A 1,905-nucleotide genomic window follows, 5' to 3' on the forward strand; every position below is an offset into this window, starting at 1 on the left:
CCTGATTTCGAAAAATGATGCGGCCGGCCCGATCGACTACGCTTATGACGCGCTCGACCAGCTCACGGCCGAATCGGGTCCGAGCGTCAACAGCTACCAGTACGACGCCAACGGCAACCGACTGGAGAAGAGCGAAGAAGGGTACACCTACGCTCTAGCCAGCAATCGGCTCACCGGCAAGGGCGGCCAGGCTGTCATCACCGATCTGGCCGGGCAGATCACGTCGATCGGGAACTTCACGCTCCACTACACCAGCGCCGGACAAATCGATCACATCGACCAACAGGGCACGGAGCTGGTCCGGTACCGCTATAACCACTCGGGCCTGCGATCGGAAAAAACAGTCAGCGGCAGCCCCAAGACCTACCTTTACGATATCGCCGGCAACTTGATCGGCGAAAGCACCGGCGCCGGATTAAGCCGGACTTATCTCTACACCGACAATACACCGATCGCGCAGATCGACGCCGGCGTCATCATCACCTACCTGCACACCGACCACCTGGGCACGCCGAGGATCGGCACCAGTGAAACAGGCGCCCCGGTCTGGCGATGGGATGGCGAGGCCTTTGGAACCAGTGCACCGGCCCTGGCCGCCCGGACCGTCAATCTCCGCTTCCCCGGCCAATACTTCGACAGCGAAACCGGCTTCCACTACAACGGCCAGCGCTATTACCATCCGGCTACCGGCCGCTATCTCACCAGCGATCCTATTGGAATTAAAGGTGGAGTGAATACGTTTGCTTATGCTCTAAATAATTCGCTGAGATATACCGATCCATCGGGATTATGCATTGGCCCCTTGTTACCAGTTTGTACATTCATTCTAGAAAATGCAGTTGCAATTAATACTGCTGGAATTCTTGTCGCAGAAATTGCATCTGAACTGCCAAGCCCTGTTTCGGCTGAAGCATCGGTAGTTGCGCAAGAAGCTCGCATAGGATGGAAAGTTGGCGACGATGTCTACAAATTAACAGCTAAAGGGAACGAACCAGCTTGGTCTACTGTCCGCAGCCGATATTGGAAAAATCAAGCTCAAGATGTGCAGCAGTGCACAAAAAACTATGGGTCCGATAATTTAAGTCGCATGCAGAAAGGTCTTGCTCCACAGCGATTTAATTTCGATAAAGGCGCGCTTGAGAGTATGGAGTTAAGTCACGAACCGATCCCTTTTCGTGATGGCGGCACTGAGTTTGTACCTCGTTGGCCTCAAGAACATTCTGCTATTGATCCATTCCGCCGTCCTGGATATTAGAAATGACTAGCACCTTATCTGAACTATTCCAAGAAGCCAAAGGTGAACCGATAACGTTCTCAGGGAGACTTGTACATGGCATTTATAAACGGGAAGTGAAAGCCAACACGATTTTTACTATTAAAATACTTTCGCACTCTGAAGAGATTGTACAGGGGGTGCATATCAAGGGTGCAAAGGGAAAATTCGAGGTCAATGGGCAACTTTACCCTGAAATCATACTTTGGACGGATACATGCCCAGCGGAAATACCAATTAAATTTTCATCGAAATCCGATGAGACTGTTAAGTTTTGGAATGTTTGGCGAAATAAAAACACTACGCACGCATGGATTGGCAATGCGGGTCTATGCATTAATGAAGAAGAAAACAAAATCCTTCTAGAGTGTAGTGACGGTATAGGGGATGTAAATTTCAACGATTTGGTTGTTGAGATTAAGTTTTCAGAGACATAAAGCAGGGCATACTCAGAGCTTTGCGTGGATGACGACTTTTTAGAGATTGTGTCTTGGGATATAAATGTGGATTAATTATTAATGTACCCTTATTTCTGGTTATATTAGCCTTCACTATGTCGCTGAAGGCTAATATTCCTCAATGGAGTGAAGAAACCTTCGGCAACGGCCTGATTCAAACGAGGCTGTACGATG

General features: G+C 49.3%; 2 protein-coding genes. Both read left to right on the top strand.

Translation table 11 applies throughout. From position 1 onward, the window contains the following. Positions 1 to 1,255: RHS repeat domain-containing protein (locus IT781_RS21700; RefSeq protein ID WP_305076268.1), on the top strand; the 1,255-nt coding region annotated here is incomplete at its 5' end. 2 nt (positions 1,256 to 1,257) lie between these two features. Next, positions 1,258 to 1,710 carry a hypothetical protein gene (locus IT781_RS21705; RefSeq protein ID WP_194972257.1) on the top strand — a complete coding sequence of 151 codons (453 nt, stop codon included), beginning with the start codon at positions 1,258 to 1,260 and terminating at the stop codon, positions 1,708 to 1,710. The last annotated feature ends 195 nt before the right edge of the window (positions 1,711 to 1,905 follow it).

The sequence above is a fragment of the Methylobacter sp. BlB1 genome (genome assembly GCF_015476545.1).
Classification (GTDB): Bacteria; Pseudomonadota; Gammaproteobacteria; order Methylococcales; family Methylomonadaceae; genus Methylobacter.